Origin of the sequence: Streptomyces sp. NRRL F-6676, assembly GCF_000725625.1 — a bacterium.
Classification (GTDB): domain Bacteria; phylum Actinomycetota; class Actinomycetes; order Streptomycetales; family Streptomycetaceae; genus Streptomyces.
In genome coordinates this window covers 162,998-181,301 of record NZ_JOHS01000010.1, presented here as the reverse complement: position 1 = coordinate 181,301, position 18,304 = coordinate 162,998, and the positions used below count along the sequence as shown (strand labels likewise).

The 18,304-nt window shown below is 71.8% G+C and carries 12 protein-coding genes; 7 read left to right on the top strand and 5 right to left on the bottom strand.

Annotation, left to right across the window (positions count from 1 at the left end; translation table 11 throughout):
• Positions 1-43: 43 nt before the first annotated feature.
• Together IO29_RS09705 and IO29_RS09700 are read right to left on the bottom strand one after the other, a co-directional pair.
• Positions 44-931 carry an ABC transporter permease gene (locus IO29_RS09705; RefSeq protein ID WP_030379893.1) on the bottom strand — a complete coding sequence of 296 codons (888 nt, stop codon included), beginning with the start codon at positions 929-931 and terminating at the stop codon, positions 44-46.
• Positions 928-3,582: an alpha/beta fold hydrolase gene (locus tag IO29_RS09700; RefSeq protein WP_030379892.1), complete on the bottom strand. Its 2,655-nt coding sequence runs from the start codon at positions 3,580-3,582 to the stop codon at positions 928-930. Before IO29_RS09700 ends, IO29_RS09705 begins: the two co-directional genes overlap by 4 nt.
• A gap of 251 nt (positions 3,583-3,833) precedes the next feature.
• Between IO29_RS09700 and IO29_RS09695 the strand changes: the two genes are divergently transcribed.
• The gene (locus IO29_RS09695; RefSeq protein ID WP_030379891.1) at positions 3,834-4,676 is read left to right on the top strand and encodes an SCO4651 family lipoprotein; all 843 of its coding nucleotides are present in this window, start codon (positions 3,834-3,836) and stop codon (positions 4,674-4,676) included.
• A 122-nt stretch (positions 4,677-4,798) separates the two neighbouring features.
• Here IO29_RS09695 and iolB read toward each other — a convergent pair whose 3' ends face one another.
• Positions 4,799-5,635, bottom strand: coding sequence for a 5-deoxy-glucuronate isomerase (gene iolB, locus IO29_RS09690; protein WP_030379890.1), 837 nt, complete (start codon positions 5,633-5,635; stop codon positions 4,799-4,801).
• A 328-nt stretch (positions 5,636-5,963) separates the two neighbouring features.
• Between iolB and IO29_RS09685 the strand changes: the two genes are divergently transcribed.
• The 3 genes from IO29_RS09685 to IO29_RS09675 all read left to right on the top strand — a co-directional run bounded on the left by IO29_RS09685 (position 5,964) and on the right by IO29_RS09675 (position 9,025).
• On the top strand, positions 5,964-6,164 hold the full coding sequence (locus IO29_RS09685; RefSeq protein WP_030379889.1) for a helix-turn-helix transcriptional regulator: 201 nt from the start codon (positions 5,964-5,966) through the stop codon (positions 6,162-6,164).
• A 234-nt stretch (positions 6,165-6,398) separates the two neighbouring features.
• Entirely contained in the window at positions 6,399-6,638 is a 240-nt protein-coding gene (locus IO29_RS09680; RefSeq protein WP_030379888.1) for a heavy-metal-associated domain-containing protein, read from the top strand.
• 20 nt (positions 6,639-6,658) lie between these two features.
• Positions 6,659-9,025: a heavy metal translocating P-type ATPase gene (locus IO29_RS09675; RefSeq protein WP_030379887.1), complete on the top strand. Its 2,367-nt coding sequence runs from the start codon at positions 6,659-6,661 to the stop codon at positions 9,023-9,025.
• Positions 9,026-9,869: 844 nt separating this feature from the next.
• Here IO29_RS09675 and IO29_RS09670 read toward each other — a convergent pair.
• Together IO29_RS09670 and IO29_RS09665 are read right to left on the bottom strand one after the other, a co-directional pair.
• Positions 9,870-11,159: a citrate synthase gene (locus IO29_RS09670; protein ID WP_030379886.1), complete on the bottom strand. Its 1,290-nt coding sequence runs from the start codon at positions 11,157-11,159 to the stop codon at positions 9,870-9,872.
• 134 nt (positions 11,160-11,293) lie between these two features.
• On the bottom strand, positions 11,294-13,630 hold the full coding sequence (locus tag IO29_RS09665; RefSeq protein WP_051707466.1) for an SF1B family DNA helicase RecD2: 2,337 nt from the start codon (positions 13,628-13,630) through the stop codon (positions 11,294-11,296).
• 144 nt (positions 13,631-13,774) lie between these two features.
• Between IO29_RS09665 and IO29_RS09660 the strand changes: the two genes are divergently transcribed.
• Genes IO29_RS09660 through IO29_RS09650 form a run of 3 tightly spaced genes read left to right on the top strand, consistent with a single transcriptional unit; the run spans position 13,775 to position 18,301 of the window.
• Positions 13,775-14,821, top strand: a complete 1,047-nt coding sequence (locus IO29_RS09660; RefSeq protein WP_030379884.1) for a LacI family DNA-binding transcriptional regulator — start codon at positions 13,775-13,777, stop codon at positions 14,819-14,821.
• The gene (locus IO29_RS09655) at positions 14,818-16,353 is read left to right on the top strand and encodes a sugar ABC transporter ATP-binding protein (protein ID WP_030379883.1); all 1,536 of its coding nucleotides are present in this window, start codon (positions 14,818-14,820) and stop codon (positions 16,351-16,353) included. Before IO29_RS09660 ends, IO29_RS09655 begins: the two co-directional genes overlap by 4 nt.
• A complete protein-coding gene (locus IO29_RS09650; protein ID WP_030379882.1) occupies positions 16,343-18,301 on the top strand; it encodes an ABC transporter permease/substrate-binding protein in 1,959 nt (652 codons plus the stop codon). The genes IO29_RS09655 and IO29_RS09650 overlap by 11 nt, the downstream gene beginning before the upstream one ends.
• Positions 18,302-18,304: the final 3 nt, after the last annotated feature.

Genomic DNA, 18,304 nt, shown 5'->3' with positions numbered 1-18,304 from the left:
CCGTATGCGCACCCCGTCTTCGTCTACGCCCCCGGCCCGCGCGCTACGACACGATGTCCTTCCGCGTGAAGCCCCGGAACGCCGCCGCGAACAGGACGAGCGCGTAGGCGACCGACACGGCGGTGCCCTGTGCCATCCCGGACCACTCCGGCTCCGGCTGGACGGCGTCGATCCAGGCGAACTGCCAGTGCGCGGGCAGGAAGTCGCGCCAGTGGCCGAGCGCCGTGACCGCGTCCAGCACATTGCCCACGATCGTCAGGCCCACGGCGCCGCCGACCGCGCCCAGGGGTGCGTCCGTCTTCGTGGACAGCCAGAACGCGAGCCCGGCGGTGACCAGTTGGGACGCGAAGATGTACGCCACCACGACCACCAGCCGCTCGGCCGCCGTACCGGTGGGCAGCGTGCCCCCGGTGGGGATGTGCAGCGGCCCCCAGCCGTAGGCGACGGAGCCGACCGCCAGGGCGACCAGCGGCAGCAGCACCATCGCGGCCAGGCTCAGCGCCAGCGCGACGGCGAGCTTGGACCACAGCAGCCGGGCCCGCGGCACGGGCGCCGCCAGCAGATACCGCAGCGAGGACCAGCTCGCCTCGGAGGCCACCGTGTCCCCGCAGAACAGGGCGACCGGCACCACCAGCAGGAACCCGGCCGAGACGAACAGGTTGACGGCGGCGAAGTTGGCGCCGGAGGCCGTCGCCGTGTCCATCAGGGTGATCCGGTCGCCTTGGCCGGGGTCGCCCACGGCGAAGGCGATCACCAGGACGAACGGCAGCAGCGCGAGGACCGCGCCCATGACGAGCGTGCGGCGCCGCTTGAGCTGGCGCACCAGCTCGACCCGCAGCGGCAGGGTGCGCCCGGCCCGGTACCCGTCGGCGACCTCGGGGGGCGGCGCCGGCGGGCGGCCGGTGGACGTGGGGCCGGCGAGGCTGCTCATGCCGAGCCTCCGATCAGGGTGAGGAAGGCGTCCTCCAGGCGGCGGTGGGGGCCCACCGACGCGACGGGGATCTCCAGGCGGACGAGTTCGGCGACCAGCCGCGGGGCGCTGCCGTCCGTGTCGAGCCGGATCAGCAGCCCGCCCTCGACGGTTTCGGCCGAGGCGATCCCGGACAGCGCGGCGACCTTCTCGGCCAGCGGCTCGCCGACGGGTGTCTCCGTGCCGACGAGCAGGGTGTCCCCGGCGCCGGTGATCTCGCCGACCGGGCCCGCCTGGACCAGCCGGCCGCGGTCCATGACGACCAGATGCGTGCAGGACTGCTCGACCTCGGCCAGCAGATGGCTGGAGACGATCACCGTGCGGCCGGCGGCCGCGTAGCGGATCATCACCTCGCGCATCTCGCGGATCTGCGGCGGGTCCAGGCCGTTGGTGGGTTCGTCGAGGATCAGCAGATCCGGCAGGCCGAGCATGGCCTGGGCGATGGCGAGCCGCTGCCGCATGCCCTGCGAGTACGTGCGCACGGCGCGGGCCAGCGCCTCGTCGGTCAGCCCCGCGATCTCCAGCGCCTCCTCCAGGTGCGCGTCCTCGGGCGGGCGGCCGGTGGCCTGCCAGTACAGCCGGAGGTTGTCCCGGCCGGACAAGTGCGGCAGGAAGCCGGCGCCCTCGACGAAGGCGCCCACCCGGGACAGCACGGAGGCGCCGGGGCGGACGGCGTGGCCGAAGACGCGGATCTCACCGTCGTCCGGGGTGATCAGGCCCATCAGCATGCGCAGGGTGGTGGTCTTCCCCGCGCCGTTGGGCCCGAGCAGGCCGAGGACCTGCCCCTTCTCCACCCGGAAGGAGACGTCCTTGACGGCATACCGGTCGGCGGACTTGGCGTACCGCTTGCTCAGGCCGGCGATCACCAGGGGCACGTCGGCCAGTTCGGGGTCGGGGGCCGGGGCGGTGGTGCGGCGGCGGGCGGTGAGCAGCAGCGCCGCCGCGAGTACGGCACCGGCGAGCGGCAGCCACCACGCCCAGGACGGCAGCGGGCTGTCGGCGGTCGCCACGCCGGGGGCGGTCGGGACCGTCAGTCCGCCCTTCAGCTCCGCGGTGTACGTGGCGGGCCGGACCGGGGAGGCGTAGGCGAGGTCGGTGGAGGCCAGCACCAGCCGGAGCCGGTGGCCCTTGCGCACCTCGTGGTCGATCGCGGGCAGGGTGAGCGTGACGTCCTTGCCCTGCCGGGCGTTCTCGACCCGCACCGGGGTGACCAGCTGTGCGGGCAGTCCCGGCCGGGCGTCGCCCGGGGCGACGTCGTACACCTTGGCGAACAGGACGGCGTCCTCGCTGGTGGACTTCACGTGCACGGTCGCGGTGGGCGAGCCGGTGATGCCGAGGTCCCGGGTGAGCGGCGCGGACTCGAACGCCGCGTACTGGCCGGGGAAGTCGAGGGAGATGCCGACGCCGAGGGAGGACAGCTGGGACAGTCCGCCGGAGTCGCCGAGGCCGGGCAGGGCGGAGATCGCGGGCGGGCTGGCACCCGCCGGGTTGACGAAGCGCTGTTCGCTTCCCGCGAGGCGGATGGTGCGCGGGCCGCTCGCCAGGCCGGGGTAGTGGTCGTCGGTCGCCCCGCGCAACCGCGTCTCGCCGTCGGTGGAGTCGACGCCGCCGGTGCGGGTGACGCGGAACGCCGGGCCCGTGTCGGCGCTCTTGTCGCCCTTGAGATAGCGGTCGAACCAGGACTTCACGCGGCCCTCGACGCGGTCGGTCTCCATGTTGCCGCCGTCATGGCCGCCGCTGATCCAGTCGACGTCGACGGAGGCGCCGTTGGCCTTGATCGCCTTCGCGGCGGCGTCGGCCTGGCCGAGCGGGAAGAGGGAGTCGGTCTGGCCCTGCGTCAGCAGGGTGGGCACCTTGATGCGGTCGCCGACGGCCTCCGGGGAGCGGGCGTCCAACAGGGCGCGCGCCTCGGCGTCGGGCTTCCCGGACTCGGCGACCCGCTGGTACATCCGGCACAGCGCGGGCTCGAACCGGTCGCAGCCGCCGCCGGAGTTGAGGAACAGGCTCGTCCACAGCTTCTTGAAGACGCCGTTCGGGAAGAGGGCGTCCGACAGGTTCCAGTACGTGATCGCCGGGGCGATGGCGTCGACCCGGTCGTCGTACCCGGCGGTGAGCAGCGAGATCGCGCCGCCGTAGGAGCCGCCGGCCATGCCGACGCGGGGGTCGCCCGCCTTGTCCAGCCGTACCTCGGGCCGCTTGGCGAGCCAGTCGATGAGGCGGGAGGCGTCGGCGACCTCGCCCTCGGGGTCGTTCAGACCGATCTTCCCGGTGGAGTGGCCGAAGCCGCGGGCGGACCAGGTGAGCACGGCGTAGCCCTCGCGGGCGAGGTCCTCGGCCTGGCCGCGTACGTCCTCCTTGCTGCCGCCGAAGCCGTGCGCCAGCAGGACGGCGGGGCGGCGGCCGGCGGGGCCCGCGGTGAAGTAGGAGGTGTCGAGGCGGACTCCGCCGCCCATGGGCAGCGTCCTGTCGCTCACGTGCACGGCCGGTGCGTCGTCGGACGCGACGGCCGTCCACGTCCCCGCACCGGCGAGCACGACGACGGCGGCCACAGCGGTCAGCAGCCGCCGCGGCCCCCGTAGCAGCCCTCGGACGCGGGGCAGTCGAAGATCCATGGCTCAACGGTACGGGCCGTCACCGACAACCGGAGCAGTCCCGAGGGTGGACCCGCCGACCTCCCGTGGAGGTACACGGCCCCGGCCGCCTACCACGGACGCGGTATGCGAGGGGGCCCGAAGGGCGCACGCCGCCGGTGGCGGTGACGTCGGGCCAGGTCGGCGCGGGGCTCACCGGGGCGCTGTCAGTGGGGCCCGGTAGGCTGCCGCGCACAGATGAATCACAGAAACACAGCTACGGGTGGGGACTCATGAAGCTGAGGTACACGGCGGCCTGGGTGGGGACGACGGCGGCTGCCATGGTCGTCACGTCCGCGTGCGGCTCGACGGGCGCGAAGTCGGCGTCCGACGCCGTCGACAAGGCCGCGCACAAAACGGACATGATCATGGCGGCGCTGTCCCGCGCCACCGACCGCACCGAGCAGTCGGGCTCCGCCGAGGTGCGGATGACCACCACCCTGGGCTCGGGCAAGCCGATCGCCGCGGACGGCACGTACTCCTGGGGCGACGGATACGCGTTCGACGTCGAGATGGACACCAAGGCGGTCCACATGGAGCCGCTCACGGACTCTCCGACGGTACGCACGCTGTTCGTGGATGGTGCCTACTACTACGACGTCGACCCGCAGCCCTCCGGCCCCCTGGCGGGGAAGGAGTGGATGAAGGTCGACAGCTCGGCCGTGTTCGGCGAGTCGGGCGCCGACGCGCTCAACTCGGCCGGCAGCGGAGCCAGCCCGTCGGCGTCCATGAAGAGCCTGAAGTACGCCGACGACGTCAAGAACCTGGGCGATGAGAAGGTCAACGGCACGTCCACGACCCACTACCGGGCCGTGATCGACCAGAAGGGCATGGGCAGGCTCAAGGACGCCTACGCCAACGAGGACAACCTCTTCGGCTCGATGACCGGTGGCGCCTCCAGCATCACCATGGACGTCTGGGTGGGCGCCAAGGACCTCCCGGTGCGCATGTCGCAGCGGTTCGGCGCCATGAAGGTCACCATGAACTTCGACAAGTTCGGCGCCACCAAGGACATAGCGGCCCCGCCCGCGGCTCAGGTCGGCGACCTCACGGACGCGGTGAAGAACGCGAACTGACGGGCCGGCGGGCCGGCGGACGGGCGGGCGGGTCGCCGGAAGGCGGGAGCGACGTCGACCCGCGCCCCGGCGAAATGCGCCGTCCGGGGCGCCGGCGGGACGCGCCGACGACGCCTTCGGGGTCATCGGTATCCGTTCACGTGGTCCGGGTGGAACCGGATGCGCCACTCGCGTTCGCCCGGGCCCGCCATGACGTTGAGGTAGTACATGTCGTGGCCGGGCTGGGCGATGGACGGGCCGTGCCAGCCGTCGGGCACCAGGACCGTGTCGCCCGTGCGGACCTCGGCCAGCACGTCGGCGCCGCCCTCCCGTGACGGCGACACCCGCTGGTAGCCGAAGCCGCCGGCGCCCTCGATCTCGAAGTAGTAGATCTCCTCGAGCTCCGTCTCCTCGCCCGGACGGTTCTCGTCGTGCTTGTGCGGCGGGTACGAGGACCAGTTGCCGCCGGGGGTGATGACCTCCACGGCGATGAGCCGGTCGCAGTCGAAGGTGTCCGCGGCGGCGAAGTTGCGTACGCGGCGGGCGCAGTCGCCGCTGCCCCGGTCCTCGACGGGTACCTCCGGCGCGGGGCCGTAGCGGGCGGGGAGTCGGCGCTCGCACTTCGCTCCTGCCAGGGCGAAGCGGCCTCCCGCGCCGGAGGCGATCTGGGTGTGGGTGTCGCGGGGTACGTACGCGAAGTCGGTGACGGAGGCGAACACGTCGGGCCGTCCGGCGAGTGGGAGGACGTCGTCCTCGGCGGTGACCGTACAGGCGCCGTTCAGCGGCACCACGAGCCACTCGCTGTCGCCGGAGTCGAACGTGTGTGTGCCTCCCGGTTCCAGGGCGACGACGCGCAGGCTGCTGTGGGTCCAGCCGGCCCGTCCGGGGTCGATGTCGAGGGCGTACGGGCCGCGGGCGGTGCTGCCGTGCGGGAGGTGCAGCCCGTCGGCGCTGCCGGTTCCGGTCGTCGTGCGGCTCATGAAGGTCCTCACAGCGGTTCGCCCCGGCGGCCCCCTCGCCCCCGGCTGGACACAGGTCTAGCCGGGGCGCGCGAGTCATGTCAATCCTTTGTCCGGACATTCGGACGACGTGTCGACGTCATCGTGTCCGTACGGCCACGAACGCATCGGTTCCGTTACGGGCGTCACGAGAGCGCGAGCCGTTCGTCCCAGCACCGCGACAGCGCCTTGCCCGTCGTCACCCTGCGTCGTTCACCCCGCACAGGCTTTGTGATCGCCAAGCGCAGCGCGCGGCTCCCCCGCCGGCCCGTCCCGGGCCGCCGCCGCGCACTCGCGGGGAGGTGAACCGATGACCGAAAGCCGGCTCTGGTCGTACAAGGAGATCGCCGCGCACATCAAGGTGCAGCCGGACACCGTGCGCTCCTACCGCAAGCACGGACTGCTGCCCCCGCCCGACCACGTGGAGGGCGGGAAACCCTACTGGTATGCGGACACCGTCCGCGCCTGGGTCGCCGCCCGCCCCGGCAACCGCGGCCGGCGGACCGGGTAGCGGCCGGCGGACCGGCGGAACCGGCAGGGGGCGCGGGCCGACCAGTACTCCGGGTGGCAACCGGCGCTTCGGGTGCCGAAGCATTTCGGTGACGTCGAAGCACTTCGCGTGCCGCCCGGGGTACCCGTCGGCCCGCGCCGGTGCGGCGGGACCTTTGCCTGATACCCCCTAGGGGTATAGTCTGCGTACCGTAGGCCCCATAAGTACCGACGCACAGCACCGAGGAGTACCCGCATGACTTCCACCAGCGACACCCAGAACGGCGTCACCACCGTCTACAAGGTGAGCGGCATGAGCTGCGGGCACTGCGAGGGCGCCGTCGGCAGTGAGCTCTCGGAGCTGGCCGGGGTCAGCTCGGTCAAGGCCGTCGCCTCCTCCGGCGAGGTCACCGTCGTCTCCGCCGCCCCGCTCGACGAGGCCGCCGTCCGCGCCGCCGTGGACGAGGCCGGCTTCGAGCTCGTCGGCACCCTCTGAGCAACGGAACCGGGTACGCCATGACCAGCAGCACCACGACCTCCGGGCCCGCCCTCGGCACCCCGGCACCGGACGACGACCCGTCCCGTGCCGAGGTCGAGCTGCTCATCGGCGGGATGACCTGCGCCTCCTGCGCGGCCCGCGTCGAGAAGAAGCTCAACCGCATGGAGGGCGTCACCGCCACGGTCAACTACGCGACCGAGAAGGCGAAGGTGGCCTACCCCCCGGGGGTCGCCGTCGGCGACCTGATCGCGACGGTGGTGAAGACCGGGTACACGGCGGAGGAGAAGGTTCCGCCGCCACCCGAGCCGTCGGCGCCGGCGACGGAACCCGGCGGCGCGGAGGGACCCGGATCCGCGGGCCCCGACACCGAGCTCGCCGCCCTGCGGCAGCGGCTCCTCACCTCCGTGCTGCTGGCCGTCCCCGTCGTGCTGCTCGCCATGGTTCCCGCCCTGCAATTCGACAATTGGCAGTGGCTCTCGCTGACGCTCGCCGCGCCCGTCGTCGTCTGGGGCGGGCTGCCGTTCCACCGGGCCGCGTACACAGGCGCCCGGCACGGCGCGGCCACCATGGACACCCTCGTCTCCCTCGGCACGCTCGCCGCCTTCGGCTGGTCGCTGTGGGCCCTGTTCTGGGGCGACGCCGGCATGCCCGGCATGCGGCACGGCTTCGAGCTGACGGTGTCCCGGACGGACGGGGCGTCGACGATCTATCTGGAAGTGGCCGCCGGGGTGATCGCCCTGATCCTCCTCGGCCGCTATCTCGAGGCCCGCTCCAAGCGCCGGGCCGGCGCCGCGCTGCGGGCACTGCTGGAGCTGGGCGCGAAGGACGTCGCCGTGCTGCGGGACGGCCGCGAGGTGCGGGTCCCGGTGAGCGGACTGGCCGTCGGCGACAGGTTCGTCGTCCGGCCCGGCGAGAAGATCGCCACCGACGGAACCGTGGTGGAGGGCGCCTCCGCCGTCGACGCCGCCATGCTGACCGGCGAGTCCGTGCCGGTGGACGTGGCCGTGGGCGACACGGTCACCGGCGCCACCGTCAACGCCGGGGGCCGACTCGTCGTCGAGGCCACCCGGGTCGGCGCGGACACCCAGCTCGCACGGATGGCGCGGCTGGTGGAGGACGCGCAGAACGGCAAGGCGGAGGTGCAGCGGCTGGCCGACCGGATCTCCGGGATCTTCGTACCCGTGGTGCTGCTGCTCGCGGCGGGCACGTTCGGGGTCTGGCTCGGCGTCACCGGCGACACCGTGGCCGCGTTCACCGCGGCCGTCGCCGTGCTGATCATCGCCTGCCCGTGCGCGCTGGGGCTGGCCACGCCGACCGCGCTGATGGTCGGCACCGGCCGGGGCGCCCAGCTCGGCATCCTGATCAAGGGCCCCGAGGTGCTGGAGTCGACCCGCCGGGTGGACACGGTCGTGCTGGACAAGACCGGCACGGTGACCACCGGCCACATGACGCTCCAGGACGTGTACGCGGCGGGCGGGACGGACGAACGGGAACTGCTGCGGCTCGCGGGCGCGCTGGAGGACGCATCGGAGCATCCGGTGGCGCGCGCGATCGCGGCGGGCGCCCGGGAACGCCTCCGCACGGCGCACGCCACCGGCGCGCGGGAGGAAGCGGGCGCCCTGCCTGTCGTCGAGCAGTTCGCCCTCCCCTCCGTCGAGCACTTCGAGAACGTGCCCGGGCGCGGCGTGCGCGGGCGCGTGGCGGGGCGCGAGGTGGCGGTGGGCCGGCTCGCCGAGGCCACGGCCGCGCTCCCGGAGGAGCTGATACGGGCGCGTACGGCGGCGGAGGCCGAGGGGCGCACGGCCGTCGTGGTCGCCCTCGACGGCACGGCGGCCGGTGTGCTGACGGTGGCCGACGCGGTCAAGGAGACCAGCGCCGAGGCCGTACGGCGGCTGCGCGCGCTGGGACTGACGCCGGTACTGCTGACCGGGGACAACCGGGCGGTCGCCGAAGCGGTGGCGCGGAGCGTCGGCATCGACGAGGTGATCGCGGAGGTGCTGCCCGAGGACAAGGTCGCCGAGGTACGGCGGCTCCAGGGCGAGGGCCGTACGGTCGCCATGGTCGGCGACGGCGTCAACGACGCGGCGGCGCTGGCCACCGCCGATCTCGGCCTTGCCATGGGCACCGGCACGGACGCCGCGATCGAGGCCGGCGACCTCACGCTCGTACGGGGTGATCTGCGGGTGGCGGCGGACGCGATCCGGCTCTCCCGGCGGACGCTCGCCACCATCAAGGGGAACCTGGTCTGGGCGTTCGGCTACAACGTGGCCGCGCTGCCGCTCGCCGCGGCGGGGCTGCTGAACCCGATGATCGCGGGGGCGGCGATGGCGTTCTCGTCGGTGTTCGTGGTCACCAACAGCCTGCGGTTGCGGTCGTTCTCCTGAGCCGAAGCCGTACGGCCTCAGATTATTACGATGAGCATTCTTCTGATGACGAGGTAAGAGACCCCCTAGAGTCCGGAGCGTGCCTCACATAAGCTCTTCACAAGGCTCGCGCATCTTCCTTACGCTGGGGTCTCGATCGCCATATCGAGGCACTTGCGCACCTTCGGGACATATGCAAGAGACGCAGATCACAGTGATGTGAATGTAACCATCGAAGGGGTTCGTGGGTCTAAGTTGGCGATGTCAGAAGCGTCTTGGGGGGCGCGACTGACATCTGGGGATGTCTTGGGGGACGTTCCCGGAGAGAGGTGCCTTCTGCTCGAGGCAGGCCCGTGGCCGGTCGAGAGCCGGAGGAAGCGTTGCCGGGGCACGTACACCGGGGAGCTTTGAGCGGCCCTCCCGCGCGTGCGCGTCCCGGCAGGCAGCAGTACCGTCGCGGCGTCAGCCGCGGCACCTTGGCACGGCGGGGTTCGCCCGGCCGTGCGTACAGCGATTCAGGCGCTGTCCTTAGGCGCCCGGCCGGATCCCGTGGGGGGAATCCGAACCGGGACACGGGAAGGCGCCCTGGTCGCCGGCCCGTGGGGGGACCGGTGTACCAGGGCGCCTTCTGCCGTTTGTGTGCGGGTGCGCGTGCCTGCGCGGGTGCGCGTACCTGCCGTGTGCGGGGGGGTAGGTGGCGGCTGGGGTGTTTTTTCGCCCCCTCCGCCCCTACCCTCCCTCAAGCTCTCAACTTCGTTCGAGCAAGGGGGACCCCCATCGTCCCCGGGGGTTGCGCCCCCGGACCCGGCCCCCCCCCTACGGAGCTTCGCTCCGTTGTGCGCAGTTCCCCGCGCCCCTTACGGAGTCAGCGCTCCTCCACCGGGATGAAGTCCCGCTCCACCACGCCCGTGTAGATCTGGCGCGGGCGGCCGATGCGGGAGCCCGGCTCCTTGATCATCTCGGTCCACTGGGCGATCCAGCCGGGGAGGCGGCCGAGGGCGAAGAGGACCGTGAACATCTCGGTCGGGAAGCCCATGGCGCGGTAGATCAGGCCGGTGTAGAAGTCGACGTTCGGGTAGAGCTTGCGCTCGGTGAAGTAGTCGTCGGAGAGCGCGTGCTCCTCCAGCTTGAGCGCGATGTCGAGCAGCTCGTCGGACTTGCCGAGGGCGGAGAGCACGTCGTGCGCGGCGGCCTTGATGATCTTGGCGCGCGGGTCGAAGTTCTTGTAGACCCGGTGGCCGAAGCCCATCAGGCGGACGCCGTCCTCCTTGTTCTTCACCTTGCGGATGAAGGTGTCGACGTCGCCGCCGGAGGCCTGGATGCCCGTGAGCATCTCCAGGACGGACTGGTTGGCGCCGCCGTGCAGGGGGCCCCACAGCGCGGAGATGCCGGCGGAGATCGAGGCGAACATGTTCGCCTGCGAGGAGCCGACCAGGCGCACGGTGGACGTCGAGCAGTTCTGCTCGTGGTCCGCGTGCAGGATGAGCAGCTTGTCCAGCGCGGAGACGACGACCGGGTCGAGGTCGTACTCCTGGGCCGGCACGGAGAAGGTCATGCGCAGGAAGTTCTCGACGTAGCCGAGGTCGTTGCGCGGGTAGACGAACGGGTGACCGATCGACTTCTTGTACGCGTACGCCGCGATCGTCGGCAGCTTGGCGAGCAGCCGGATCGTGGAGAGGTCGCGCTGCTGCTCGTCGAACGGGTTGTGGCTGTCCTGGTAGAACGTGGACAGCGCGGAGACCACCGAGGACAGCATGGCCATCGGGTGGGCGTCGCGCGGGAAGCCCTTGTAGAAGTTCTTGACGTCCTCGTGCAGCAGCGTGTGCTGGGTGATCTCGGTCTTGAACGAGGAGAGCTGGTCGACGGTCGGCAGCTCACCGTTGATGAGCAGGTAGGCGACCTCCAGGAAGGTCGACCGCTCGGCCAGCTGCTCGATCGGGTAGCCGCGGTAGCGGAGGATGCCCTGCTCGCCGTCGAGATAGGTGACGGCGGATTTGTAGGCGGCGGTGTTGCCGTAGCCGCTGTCCAGGGTCACCAGACCCGTCTGGGCGCGGAGCTTGCCGATGTCGAAGCCCTTGTCGCCGACGGTGCTGTCGACCACCGGGTAAGTGTATTCGCCGTCGCCGAACCGCAGTACTACAGAGTTGTCGCTCACGTCTTCCCTCACCCGACGTAGTGCCTCATCTTCGAGGTGCCCTGACTGTCTCTACCATCCCCCATTCGGCGCAGAAGCGTGCACTCGGGGTCGGCCGTTGGGCTCATTGGCGGCACTGAGTGCCGCCAACCTGCTCATCCTGCCGCCTTCACCCCGGTTCCGGAAGTGCTCTGTGACCTTCGCGACTCATTTGATCGATCATTTCTGTCCGGAAGGCGGGATCCCGCGAGCCGGAAGTCCAGCGCCGTGCAGCGGCGGCCCGCCGAGACCGTGCGCACCGCCTGGCCGATCGCCTTGCGGGAGCCGACGAGGACGACCAGCCGCTTGGCCCGGGTGACCGCCGTGTAGAGCAGGTTGCGCTGGAGCATCATCCAGGCCCCGGTGGTCACCGGGATCACGACCGCCGGGTACTCGCTGCCCTGGGAGCGGTGGATGGTGACGGCGTAGGCGTGCGCCAGTTCGTCCAGTTCGTCGAAGTCGTACGACACCTCCTCGTCCTCGTCGGTCAGTACCGTCAGCCGCTGTTCGACCGGGTCGAGGGAGGTGACGACGCCGACGGTGCCGTTGAAGACGCCGTTCTCGCCCTTGTCGTAGTTGTTGCGGATCTGGGTGACCTTGTCGCCGACGCGGAAGACCCGCCCGCCGAACCGCTTCTCGGGCACGTCGGGGCGGCCGGGGGTGACGGCCTGCTGGAGCAGTGCGTTGAGCGCGCCCGCGCCGGCCGGGCCCCGGTGCATGGGCGCGAGCACCTGCACGTCCCGCCGGGAGTCGAGCCCGAACTTCGCCGGGATGCGGCGGGCGGCGACGTCGACCGTGAGCCGCCCGGCCTCCTCGGTGTCGTCCTCGACGAAGAGGAAGAAGTCCTTCATGCCCTCGGTGACGGGGTGCTGCCCGGCGTTGATCCGGTGCGCGTTGGTCACCACGCCGGACTGCTGGGCCTGCCGGAAGACCCGGGTGAGCCGCACGGCGGGCACGGGACTCCCGGGCGCCAGCAGGTCCCGGAGCACCTCCCCGGCGCCCACGCTCGGCAACTGGTCGACGTCCCCGACGAAGAGCAGGTGCGCGCCCGGCGGCACGGCCTTGACCAGTTTGTTGGCGAGCAGCAGGTCCAGCATGGAGGCCTCGTCGACGACGACCAGGTCGGCGTCGAGCGGCCGCTCCCGGTCGTAGGCCGCGTCGCCGCCGGGCTTGAGTTCGAGCAGCCGGTGCACGGTGGACGCCTCGGCGCCGGTCAGTTCCGCGAGCCGCTTGGCGGCCCGCCCGGTGGGCGCGGCGAGCACCACCTTCGCCTTCTTGGCCCGCGCCAGCTCCACGATCGAGCGGACGGTGAACGACTTGCCGCAGCCGGGCCCGCCGGTCAGCACGGCGACCTTCTGCGTCAATGCCAGCTTGACGGCGGCCTCTTGTTCGGGCGCGAGTTCGACCCCCGTGCGCTCCTTCAGCCAGCCGAGCGCCTTGTCCCAGGCGACGTCCGCGAAGGCGGGCATCCGGTCCTCGTCGGCGCGCAGCAGCCGCAGCGTCTGGCCCGCCAGGGAGAGTTCGGCGCGGTGGAACGGCACCAGGTAGACGGCGGTGACGGGGTCGCCGCCCTCCGGGTCGGGGACCTTCTCCCGGACGACGCCGGGGTCGTCCTCCGGGTTCTCCGGTTCGGCGGCGAGCGCGGCCAGGCACTCGATGACGAGCCCGGTGTCCACCTGGAGCAGCTTGACCGCGTCGGCGATCAGCTTCTCCTCGGGGAGGTAGCAGTGCCCCTGGTCGGTGGCCTGGGAGAGCGCGTATTGCAGGCCGGCCTTCACCCGTTCCGGGCTGTCGTGCGGGATGCCGACGGACTGGGCGATCTTGTCGGCGGTGAGGAAGCCGATGCCCCAGACGTCGGCGGCGAGCCGGTAGGGCTGGTTCTTCACCACGGAGATCGAGGCGTCGCCGTACTTCTTGTAGATGCGGACCGCGATCGACGTCGAGACCTCGACGGTCTGGAGGAAGAGCATGACCTCCTTGATCGCCTTCTGCTCCTCCCAGGCGTCGGCGATCTTCTTCGTCCGCTTGGGGCCGAGCCCGGGAACCTCGATGAGCCGCTTGGGCTCCTCCTCGATGATGGTGAGGGTGTCCACGCCGAAGTGCTGGGTGATGCGGTCGGCGAAGACGGGTCCGATGCCCTTGACCAGCCCTGAGCCGAGGTAGCGCCGGATGCCCTGGACGGTGGCGGGCAGGACCGTCGTGTAGTTCTCGACGAGGAACTGCTTGCCGTACTGCGGGTGCGAGCCCCAGCGGCCCTCCATCCGCAGCGACTCCCCCACCTGCGCGCCGAGCAGCGCGCCGACCACCGTGAGCAGGTCACCGGCGCCTCTGCCGGTGTCGACCCGGGCGACCGTGTAGCCGTTCTCCTCGTTGGCGTACGTGACGCGCTCCAGCACGCCTTCGAGCACGGCGAGCCGCCGTTCGCCGGGAGCGCCTGCGGACTGGTTGGGCATGATCCGACGGTACCGGCGGGGTGTGACAGCGCACCGGCGTCCGGTCACGATTGCGTCTCGGCCACCCCGCACCCCCTTGCCAACCGCCCGTGTAATCGATTCCAATCCTCCATGTAATCGATTCCACGAGGAGGTGGAACGGCGATGGCGAGCATCAAGGACGTTGCCGCCGAGGCGGGCGTGTCCGTCGCGACGGTCTCGCGCGCGCTCAACGGCCACCCGTCGGTCAGCCCCGCCGCCCGCGCCCGCGTGCTGGCCGCCGTCGACACGCTCGGCTACCGGCCCAACGCCGTGGCCCGGTCGCTGCGCACCGACCAGACGCGCACCCTGGGCCTGGTCATCAGCGACGTGATGAACCCGTACTTCACCGAGCTGGCCCGCTCCGTCGAGGAGGAGGCCCGGGCGCTCGGCTACAGCGTGATCATCGGCAACGCCGACGAGCGGCCCGACCTCCAGGACCACCACGTCACCACGCTGCTCGACCGGCGGATCGACGGGCTGCTCGTCTCCCCGACCGACGGCGGCTCCCCGCGCATGCTGGAGGCCGCGCGGGCCGGGACGCCGATGGTCTTCGTCGACCGGTGGATCCCCGGCGTGGACGTGCCCGTCGTCCGGTCGGACGGGCGGGGCGCGGTGCGGGACCTCGTCGCCCATCTGCACGGGCTCGGGCACCGCAGGCTCGCGATCATCGCCGGGCCCGCCGCCACGACCACCGGACGCGAGCGCGTCGACGCCTTCCGCGAGGCGCTGGCCGCGTACGGGCTCCCCCTGCCCGACGCCTACATCGGCCAGGGCGACTTCCAGGCCGGCAGCGGACGCCGGGTCACCGAGGGCTTCCTCGACCTGCCCGAGCCGCCCGAGGTCGTCTTCGCCGCCGACAACCTGATGGCGCTCGGCGCGCTGGACGCCGTACGCGCCCGCGGGCTGCGGGTCCCGGAGGACATCGGGCTCGCCGCGTTCGACGACATCCCCTGGTTCGTGCACACCGATCCGCCGGTCACCGCGCTCGCCCAGCCCACCCGGGCCCTCGGACGGGCCGCCGTACGCGCCCTGGTCGAGCGGATCGCGGGGCAGGCCGGTAAGTCCGTCACGCTTCCGGCCCGGCTCGTCGTACGCCGCTCGTGCGGTGAGCCCGCGCCTTCCCCCGCCTCGCACCCGTCCCCGTCCCCCGTACGAAGGAGTACGCCGTGAGCAGCCGCAGTCCGGACGAGTTGCTGCGCATCGAGGGCATCCGCAAGACCTTCCCCGGCGTGGTCGCGCTCGACAGCGTCGACTTCGACCTGCGCCGGGGCGAGGTGCACGTGCTCCTCGGCGAGAACGGCGCCGGCAAGAGCACGCTGATCAAGATGCTCTCCGGTGCCTACACGCCCGACGCCGGGCGGATCGTGGTCGGCGGCGAGGAGGTGCGCATCCAGGGTGCGCAGGACTCCGAGCGGCTCGGGATCGCCACCATCTACCAGGAGTTCAACCTCGTCCCCGATCTGACGGTCGCCGAGAACATCTTCCTGGGGCGGCAGCCGCGCCGGTTCGGGATGATCGACCGCAAACGGATGGACGCGGACGCCGAGGTGCTGCTGAAGCGGGTCGGGGTGGACGTCCCGCCCGGCGCCCGGGTGCGCGAACTCGGCATCGCCCGGCTCCAGATGGTGGAGATCGCCAAGGCGCTCAGCCTGGACGCGCGCGTCCTCGTCATGGACGAGCCGACCGCCGTGCTGACCTCCGGGGAGGTCGAGAGGCTGTTCGCCATCGTGCGGCGGCTGCGCGAGGACGGCGTCGGGATCGTGTTCATCACGCACCACCTGGAGGAGATCGCCGCCCTCGGCGACCGGGTCACCGTCATCCGGGACGGCCGGAGCGTCGGCCAGGTGCCCGCGAGCACGCCCGAGGACGAGCTGGTCCGGCTGATGGTCGGACGGTCGATCGAACAGCAGTACCCGCGTGAACGCACTGACACCGGCGAGGCGTTGCTCACGGTGGAAGGGCTGACCCGCGACGGTGTCTTCCACGACGTGGGCTTCGAGGTGCGGGCCGGTGAGGTCGTCGGCATCGCGGGGCTCGTCGGGGCCGGGCGGACCGAGGTGGTCCGGGCGGTGTTCGGGGCCGATCCGTACGACGCCGGTGCCGTGCGCGTCGCGGGCGCGCCGCTGCGCCGCCACGACGTGAACGCCGCCATGGCGGCCGGGATCGGGCTCGTGCCCGAGGACCGCAAGGGCCAGGGCCTCGTGCTGGACGCCTCGGTGGAGGAGAACCTCGGCCTGGTCACCATGCGGGCGGCGACCCACGCCGGGCTGGTCGACCGCAAGGGGCAGCGGGCCGCCGCCGAGAAGGTCGCCGGTCAGCTCGGCGTGCGGATGGCCGGGCTCGGCCAGCAGGTGCGCACGCTGTCCGGCGGCAACCAGCAGAAGGTCGTCATCGGCAAGTGGCTGCTGGCGGACACCAAGGTACTGATCCTCGACGAGCCGACGCGCGGTATCGACGTCGGCGCCAAGGTCGAGATCTACCAGCTCATCAACGAACTGACGGCCGCCGGTGCCGCCGTGCTGATGATCTCCAGCGATCTGCCGGAGGTGCTCGGCATGAGCGACCGGGTGGTGGTGATGGCGCAGGGGCGCGTCGCCGGTGAACTCACCGCCGAACAGGCAACCCAGGACGCCGTGATGGCCCTCGCCGTCAGCACGCACACCAATGGAACGGACGGAACGGAGGCCTCCCGTGGCCACTGACACGCATCTGAGCGAGCCGGGCGCGCGCAGCGGCGGCACCACGGCCGGCCTGCGCCGGCTGCTCCTCGACAACGGCGCCCTGACGGCGCTGATCGTCCTGGTCATCGCCATGTCGGCGCTGTCCGGCGACTTCCTGACCACGGACAACCTGCTCAACGTCGGCGTCCAGGCCGCCGTGACCGCGATCCTCGCCTTCGGCGTCACCTTCGTCATCGTCTCGGCGGGCATCGACCTGTCGGTCGGCTCGGTGGCCGCGCTTTCGGCGACCGTGCTCGCCTGGTCCGCGACCTCCCACGGGGTGCCGGTGGTGCTCGCCGTCGTCCTGGCGGTGGCGACCGGTGTGGCGGCCGGGCTGGTGAACGGTTTCCTCATCGCCTACGGGAAGCTGCCGCCGTTCATCGCGACGCTCGCGATGCTGTCGGTGGGCCGCGGTCTGTCGCTGGTCGTCTCCGGCGGCTCCCCGATCGCCTTCCCCGCCTCCGTCTCGCACCTCGGCGACACCCTGGGCGGCTGGCTGCCGGTGCCGGTGCTGGTCATGGTGGTGCTCGGCCTCGTCGCCGCGCTGATCCTGGGCCGTACGTACATCGGCCGCTCCATGTACGCGATCGGCGGCAACGAGGAGGCGGCCCGGCTGTCCGGGCTGCGGGTGAAGAAGCAGAAGCTCGCGATCTACGCGCTCTCCGGGCTGTTCGCCGCCGCCGCGGGCATCGTGCTGGCCGCCCGGCTCTCCTCGGCGCAGCCGCAGGCCGCCGACGGGTACGAGCTGGACGCGATCGCCGCGGTCGTCATCGGCGGCGCCTCGCTGGCGGGCGGCACCGGCAAGGCGTCGGGCACGCTGATCGGCGCGCTGATCCTGGCGGTGCTGCGCAACGGCCTCAATCTGCTGTCGGTGTCCGCGTTCTGGCAGCAGGTCGTCATCGGTGTCGTCATCGCCCTTGCCGTGCTGCTGGACACCGCCCGGCGCAAGGCGGGGGCGAGCACGCCGGCCGCGGGCGCCGGGGCGCCGGGCGGGAAGGGGAAGCAGGCGGCGACGTACGTCCTCGCAGCCGTGGTCACGGTGGCGGTCGTGGGCGCGACCTCCTTCCTGCACGGCGGTTCCTCCTCCGCCAACCCGAAGATGGGACTGTCGCTGTCCACCCTGAACAACCCGTTCTTCGTGCAGATCCGGTCGGGCGCGCAGGCGGAGGCGAAGAAGCGGGGCGTGGACCTGACCGTCACGGACGCCCAGAACGACGCCTCCCAGCAGGCCAACCAGCTCCAGAACTTCACCAGTTCGAGTTACGGGGCGATCATCGTCAATCCGGTCGACTCGGATGCGGCGGGACCGTCCGTGCGCGCCGCCGACAAGGCCGACATCCCCGTCGTCGCCGTCGACCGCGGCGTCAACAAGGCGAAGACGAAGACGCTCGTCGCCTCGGACAACGTCGCCGGTGGCAGGCTCGCCGCGAAGACGGTCGCCGAGAAGCTCGGCGGAACCGGCAAGATCGTGATCCTCCAGGGCCAGGCGGGCACCTCCGCCGCCCGGGAGCGCGCCGAGGGCTTCGCCCAGGGCCTCAAGGCCTACCCCGGCATCAAGGTCCTCGCCGAGCAGCCCGCGGACTTCGACCGCACCAAGGGGCTCGACGTGATGTCCAACCTGCTCCAGGCCCACCCGGACGTGCAGGGCGTGATCGCGGCCAACGACGAGATGGCGCTCGGCGCGATCAAGGCGCTGGGCTCGAAGGCGGGCAAGTCGGTGGCCGTGGTGGGCTTCGACGGCACGCCGGACGGGCTGAAGGCGGTGAAGGACGGCACGCTGTACGCGTCCGTGGCGCAGCAGCCGTCCCAGCTCGGGAAGATCGCGGTGGACAACGCGCTGCGGGCGATCGACGGCAAGAAGGTCGACGCGACGGTGAAGGTGCCGGTGAAGGTGGTCACCAAGGAGAACGTCGCCGGTTTCACCGGCTGACGC